The organism is Actinomadura sp. HBU206391, assembly GCF_014323665.1.
Classification (GTDB): Bacteria; Actinomycetota; Actinomycetes; order Streptosporangiales; family Streptosporangiaceae; genus Actinomadura_C.
This window is the reverse complement of the sequence record NZ_JABVEB010000297.1, coordinates 1-6201: the sequence shown is the minus strand read 5'-3', so window position 1 is coordinate 6201 and position 6201 is coordinate 1. Positions and strand designations below refer to the sequence as shown.

Genomic DNA, 6201 nt, shown 5'->3' with positions numbered 1-6201 from the left:
CACCGCCCGGATCCAAGAACCAACGGCCCACACCCCACCATGACGCCGGCAAAACGATCAAACGCGAGAAAACCCTCACCACCCGCATCGAACAGGCAGTTTAAAGATCAAGCTAAGTTGGGCGCTGGCCGATGGCCGATTCCACGAGGAGGCAGTCGGATGGACACGATCCGGGCGCTCACGTTCAACACCCTGTTCCGCGGGCAGACCCGGGCCCGGCTCCGTGTGCTCGGCGAACTCCTCGAGCGTTCGGACTACGACGTGGTGTGCCTGCAGGAGGTCATGTCACCGCTGAATCTGGCGCTGCTCCGCAAGGTCACGAAGTCGTACGACCATGTCGCCCACGGTGCCCGACTCCCCCTGGTCAGGGGCGGCCTGGTGATCCTCTCCCGGTGGCCGATCGCCGAACGACGCTTCGCGCCCTTCCGCCGCCACGGACCCGTCCGAGGCGAGTGGCTCATGCGGAAGGGCGCGCTCATCGCCCGCGTCCAGATCGAGGGCCGGTCGTTGACGGTCATGAACACGCATCTGTCCGCCAACATGTCCGACGACTGGTCCCCCACCAGCACCTTCACGCAGGTCCAGACGGCCGAGCTGAAGGAACTCGCCTCCGCCGTGACCGCCGTCGGCCCACAGGATCCGCTCCTGGTCATGGGCGACTTCAACGTCCCCCGGGACTCCTGGCTCTTCGACGAGTTCGTGTCCGCCACCGGCCTACGTGATGTCATGGCGGGCGACACCGAGCCGACGTACCGGCCCACACCGCAGTACAGCGACACCAAGGCCCTCGACCAGGTGCTCGTGCGCGCGCCGACCTCCGAACCGCTGACGGTCGGCGCACGGCTGGTCTTCCAGGAGGAGGTCCGCCTCGCCGACGGCCAGGCCGCCTTCCTGTCCGACCACTATGGAATCTCCGCGGAGATCTCCGCCTGACCTGCCCTGACCCATCGCCCCACCTCCGATTCGCGCCGGCCGCGGCAGGAGTGAACGGTTGACCGCCGGGCCTTCCATCGCGGCGAACATCGGCCGCGGTTCGATCTCAACGCCGCAAGGAAAGCCGATTATCACCCCTGAGTATCGAATCTTTGTTCGACTTGGGTGATTACTTTAGGTAGTCTTTGCTTGTGCGGACAGTGACGATCGATCTGGATGCCGCCTCACCGGATGAGCTGGTGAGAGCCGGATCGATGGTCGCGTTGGAGCTGGCCGGGCGGCCGCCCGCGGAGTCTCCCGTTTCATGCATGGAACTCGCGGAGGGTCTGGGCAGGACCATCGACCTCAGTGAGGCCGCGCTGGCGCATCTCGTACGGGCGGTGGACCGCAGCGGCGAAGCGCGCCGACAGGGCTTCACCTCCACCACCGCCTGGCTGAAGAAGCATCTGGGCATGCGCCCGGGGCGGGCGAAGGAACGGCTCGTGCTCGCCCGGCAGTTGGAACGGCTGCCACTGGTGGACAAGCTGATGGCATCGAGCGAGCTCTCCTACGGTTACGCCGCGACGATCGCCGACGCCGTCTGCCGGACGAACGACGCCGACACCGCAGCCGCGGAAAGCCTCCTCCTCGGCCTCAAGGAACAGGACTGTTCGGCCGGGCAGGTCGCCCGGGCCGCGCAACGCATCCACGAGGTCATCTCCGAGCGTGACGGCACCGACAGCCCGCCATCCGAGGCACGGCGGCCCTTCACCAGATCCTGGATAGAGAAGGCCAAGTCACTGGACGGCTCCTCGTGGGTGAAGATGTTCCTCACCCCCGAAGACACCGCCGTGTTCGCACAGGTCCTGGAGCCGTTGGCCAAGCCCACTGGCGTGGGCGACGACCGCGACCACGGGCAACGCCTTGCCAACGCCCTCATGAGCGTCCTGTCACAAGGCCACCGCCGCAGCCCCGTCACCATCATCACCACGATCGAGACTCTGGAAGGTGACGACGCGCCCGGCCGGATGCCCGACGGCACCCCCGTCCCCGCGCACCGGGTCCGCCAGATCGCCCTCAACGGCGGAGTCTCAGCGCTGGTTCTCGGGCCCGGTGGACACCCGCTCTACCTGGGGCGCACCACCCGCTTCGCCACCCCGCACCAACGCAGAGTCCTCCAGGCGCTTTACGCCACCTGCGCGGTCAGCGGGTGTGACATCCCGTCCAATCTGTGCGAAATCCACCACACCGGTGGTTGGAAACTCGGCTCACCCACTGATAACGACAAGCTCGCACCCGCGTGCGCATTCCACAACCGCTGGATCGAGGAGAACCCGCACCGCGTCCACACCACCCATGACGCCACCGGGCGCTACCTCATCCACTGCCTGCCGACCTGGGACGCTCGCAACCGCCCTGGTCACAGCCCTTCCGACCGAGCGGAACCACAGAAGGGCGACTGCCGGCCCGAAGACCCCTGACGGGACATGCCGCCCGTCAGGCGGCCACGGCTCGGCGCAATGCCATATGGGCGAACCAGCGCCATGAGACCACATCCATGGGCCACCAGGTCGAGTGGGGGAACGGATTGCGGGATCGGCTGGATCTCGCTACCGGGTGGGCCTGAGCGGGCGAGAACGTCCGGCCTTGCCCTCTGCACGCAGCCGATGCCATTGCAGCAAGGCCGCAGCGGTGAGCACGTGCCACAGCGCGTGACCTTGCAGCAGGCTGTGCGGACGGCACAACGGCGACCCGGTGCGCCCGGCCAGCCCGGCCAGGGCGGCGGCCAGCAGGGTCCCCGCGAGCAGAAGCGCGGCTCGTGCGGAGTGGTCGCGGCGCCGGCGGACCAGCATGGCCTCCGCCGCCACGGCGGACACCGCGGACAGCGCCACCACCGTGCCACTGGACGCGGGCAGGACGACCGCCAGCAGGCAGGCGGCCGCGACCGCCATCGCGTAGGTGGTCATCTGCCGGTGGAGCCCCCATCCGCGCAGCAGCGCGAGATCGTTCACCGTGATGAACAGCACCGCTGATGGAATGGTGGCGTCGTGGACGACCGCCGATCCGGGCCACTGCGGCCCGTGGTAGAGCAGGCTGCCGACCCCGATGCTGAGGACCGCTGCTCCGAACACGACGGCCGTCACCCGGTCGGCCCGATCGGTTCCCCAACGGGTCGCGATCCATAGGCCGGCGGCGACGTAGGCCAGGCTGGACAGCGAGTTCACCGGCTGGTGCAGCAAGCCGGGCTGCCACTCCTCGCAGTCGCTGCCGCCGAGCGCCGAGCCCGCGTACCGGTGGATCAGCATCGCCACCTCTGAGGGTCTGGAGAAACGTGCCCTGACGGTAGGAGGTGTCTACCCGCAGCGCCCAGAGCGTCCCGCACCCGACTGCGGCAATCTTCCGCCGGCTGTAGCGACGGGGCCGAATCGTGCCGCCCCGATGCGGGCCGGCGGCCACGGGGCCGCCGCAATCGCGGCAGGCGTGAAGACCAGGAGATCATTCGACTGTTAGATAGTGACAATATCTAGTACGATCCTGTTTCTGATAGATAGTCACACTCTCTAAGGCGAGGCGAGAACCGCACCGGAGCATCATGACCGGCCTGCGGGCGACCATGCGGAAGTCGACCTTCACCTTCTGGGAGGTCCCGGTCGAACAGTTGCCGATCGCCTGGAAGGACGCCACGCTCCGTCTCGAAGAGCAGGCGCGGACCGACGCCGCCACGATCGGTGACGCCGAACCCGGTCGTACCTGATGCTGCGGAATGAGCGGCCCGCATATGAGCCGATACGGCGTTGAGGAGCTGCGATGGGTCGGCGAGACTCGTTGCGTGGACATGACCGTGTGGGTCGACGCCTGGCAGATGCAGTGCTGCGGCGAAACGTTCACGGTCGGTTCCGAGGTGTCGTGGACCTTGCGTGACGTGGACTCGGACTGGCTGACGATGGTCCTCGGCGACGCCGCGGTGACGGTGGACGCCGCGGAAGAGCATCACAGCGGCCGGTCGGACGAGGTGCCGGTCACGCGCGCGAAGGTCGGCCACATCACCGCGGTGCACTGCCGGTACGCCCCACGGCCGGGTGACGATTCGCGGACGCGCTATCCGGTGGAGGGCTCGGCAACGCTCACCGCCATGGCCTCCGCCGACGGCTGGACTCCGCCGTGCGGCGACCTGGAGTTCGTGGGTTGCCTGGTACGACTCGTCGTTCGGCTGAGGTGCCCGCCCGAGTGAAGGTGTCCGCGCTTTCACCTGAGCCTCCACAAGACGCCCTGCCCTGACGGCTCGGGCGGCTTTATCGTCAGGGGCATGGAGCTGCTGGGCGTACTCGCGTCCTTCGCGGGGGTGGTCGGGCTCGGTGTGGGCGTGTGGCAGCTACGGGTCGCGATTCTCGATCGCCGCGACGCACGGCGCGCTGAGGCACCCGACGAGTCGGCCGGCGGAACGCTTCCCGTCGCGGTACCGGTGGGCCGCCTCCCCGCGGAGGTGCTGGGCCGAGGCGATCTACTGGCTGAACTGGGTCGCGCGCTGGGGCGTGGGTTCGGGCGTGGGCTGGGACGCGGGCCGGGGCGCCGCGCACGGAAACCGAAGCGGACGGGAGGCGTGTGGGTGCTGGCCGGGATGGGCGGCGTCGGCAAGTCGACCATCGCGCTCTCGGTCGCCGTCGAGGCTCGTAGGCGAGGCCGGCAGGTGTGGTGGGTGAACGCGTCTGACGCGGACTCCCTGCGTGGCGGGGTCCTGGAGATCCTTCGTCAGGTCGGGGCGTCTGAGGCGGTCGCCCGGGAGGTACGGGAGGGAGCCGCCACCGCGCCCGACCGAGTGTGGGAGGTGCTGTCCGCGCGGCAGGGGCTCCTGATCCTCGACAACGCCGACGATCCCGGTGTGCTGGCGGCCGGCGGAGCCTCGATGCCCGCGGACGGCACCGGGTGGATCCGGCCCGGTGGCCGGCTCATGGTCCTGGTGACGACGCGACACACCGACACGAGCGCCTGGGGAGCGTGGGTGCGGCTGCGGATCGTCAAGACGCTTGACGACGCCAGCGCCGCGGCGGTGCTCCGCCGGTCGGCCTCTGAGGTGAGCGATGGCGATCCGGGCGGCGAGGAGGCGTTGGCGCTGGCCAGGCGGCTCGGCGGCCTGCCCTTGGCGCTGCACCTGGCGGGCGCCTACCTGGCGACTCCTTTCGCCCGGTGGCACAGCTTCGCCGACTACCGGCACGCGCTCGACGGTGCCCTGGCGCCGGACGCGGTCGCCGACCTCGACTCCGCGCGCACCGGTCCCCGCATCGAGCCCCGCAGTGCCGTGCTGCGGACCTGGGAGTTGTCGCTGGACGCTCTCGCCGGGCAGGGGGTGGAGCAGGCGCGACACCTGCTGTGCACGCTGTCGTGTTTCGCGCCCGGAACACCGATCCCCGGATCGGTGCTGTCGGCGGAGGAGCACCGCGACCGGCTGGAGGGCCTGCGTGCGCTGGCCACGGTGGCGCTCATCGACATCACGCCCGATCGACGGATCACGGTGCATCCGGTGGTCGCCGACACCGGTCGTACGCGGCTGCTCACCACATACAGAACCAGGCTTCCCGCCATAGGAGACGCCGCGGTCACCCTCGTTCGGGCCGCCGCGGACGGTCTCGACAGCGAGCGCCCATCGGACTGGCCCTCCTGGCAGAACCTGCTTCCGCACATTCGCTCCATGTTGCTCTGGCTCGCACCGCATCTGGAGGACGACGCGCTGATCGCCCTGCTCGGCGTCAGCGGCAGGGCTTTCGGGTCTCTCTGGCTCGATGGCAACAAGGAGAGCGCCGGGGGCGAAGAACTGGCCCGCGCCAGCCTGTCGGTCGCCGCCACACGCCTCGGAGACGAGCACCCCGAGGTGCTCGCCGCGCGCCACCGGCTGGCGACCGTCGCGTTCAGCCGAGAACGGCCAGATGAGGCCGAGGAGATCCTCCGCAGCCTGCTCGGTGACAGGCGACGGCTGCTCGGTGAAGCCCACCCCGACACCCTCGACACGCGTGACCAACTGGCGGACGTCGTCATGGCGCAAGGCCGCTACCACGAGGCAGAGCAGATGTATCGGGAGCTCACCGCGGACCAGCACCGCGTGCTCGGAGCAGAGGACCCCGACACCTTGGCCACCGGCATCGACCTCGCCTGGTCACTCGGCATGCAGGGCCGGCACGACGAAGCCGTCCGAATGTGCCGGCGCATCCTCGACGTCGACCGCCGGGTGCTCGGCGCCGAGCACCCCCGGACGCTGGATGCCTGGTCGGACCTGGCCCGGTGGATCGGCAAGGA

6 protein-coding genes are annotated in these 6201 nt (G+C 69.3%); 5 read left to right on the top strand and 1 reads right to left on the bottom strand.

The annotated features are described in order from the left end of the window. Positions 1 to 159 precede the first annotated feature (159 nt). Complete coding sequence (locus tag HKK72_RS34635) at positions 160 to 933, top strand: endonuclease/exonuclease/phosphatase family protein (RefSeq protein WP_187238629.1); 774 nt, start codon at positions 160 to 162, stop codon at positions 931 to 933. Between the two features lie 308 nt (positions 934 to 1241). After that, positions 1242 to 2393, top strand: a complete 1152-nt coding sequence (locus HKK72_RS34630; protein ID WP_187238628.1) for an HNH endonuclease signature motif containing protein — start codon at positions 1242 to 1244, stop codon at positions 2391 to 2393. Positions 2394 to 2522: 129 nt separating this feature from the next. On the opposite strand, the gene HKK72_RS34625 is transcribed toward HKK72_RS34630, so the two are convergent. Beyond that, a complete protein-coding gene (locus tag HKK72_RS34625; RefSeq protein WP_222721521.1) occupies positions 2523 to 3218 on the bottom strand; it encodes a hypothetical protein in 696 nt (231 codons plus the stop codon). A gap of 287 nt (positions 3219 to 3505) precedes the next feature. Between HKK72_RS34625 and HKK72_RS34620 the strand changes: the two genes are divergently transcribed. The 3 genes from HKK72_RS34620 to HKK72_RS34610 all read left to right on the top strand — a co-directional run. Beyond that, positions 3506 to 3667 carry a hypothetical protein gene (locus tag HKK72_RS34620; RefSeq protein WP_222721520.1) on the top strand — a complete coding sequence of 54 codons (162 nt, stop codon included), beginning with the start codon at positions 3506 to 3508 and terminating at the stop codon, positions 3665 to 3667. Positions 3668 to 3748: 81 nt separating this feature from the next. Then, complete coding sequence (locus HKK72_RS34615) at positions 3749 to 4144, top strand: DUF6578 domain-containing protein (protein ID WP_315987595.1); 396 nt, start codon at positions 3749 to 3751, stop codon at positions 4142 to 4144. A 75-nt stretch (positions 4145 to 4219) separates the two neighbouring features. Next, positions 4220 to 6201, top strand: a 1982-nt coding sequence (locus tag HKK72_RS34610) for a tetratricopeptide repeat protein (RefSeq protein WP_187238625.1), incomplete at its 3' end; no start/stop codon positions are given.

Bases quoted from the DNA above. Each gene is read 5' to 3' on its own strand.
- HKK72_RS34635 (WP_187238629.1), top strand. From the start codon at position 160: ATGGACACGATCCGGGCGCTCACGTTCAACACCCTGTTCCGCGGGCAG.
- HKK72_RS34630 (WP_187238628.1), top strand. From the start codon at position 1,242: ATGGAACTCGCGGAGGGTCTGGGCAGGACCATCGACCTCAGTGAGGCC.
- HKK72_RS34625 (WP_222721521.1), bottom strand. From the start codon at position 3,218: ATGCTGATCCACCGGTACGCGGGCTCGGCGCTCGGCGGCAGCGACTGC.
- HKK72_RS34620 (WP_222721520.1), top strand. From the start codon at position 3,506: ATGACCGGCCTGCGGGCGACCATGCGGAAGTCGACCTTCACCTTCTGG.
- HKK72_RS34615 (WP_315987595.1), top strand. From the start codon at position 3,749: ATGACCGTGTGGGTCGACGCCTGGCAGATGCAGTGCTGCGGCGAAACG.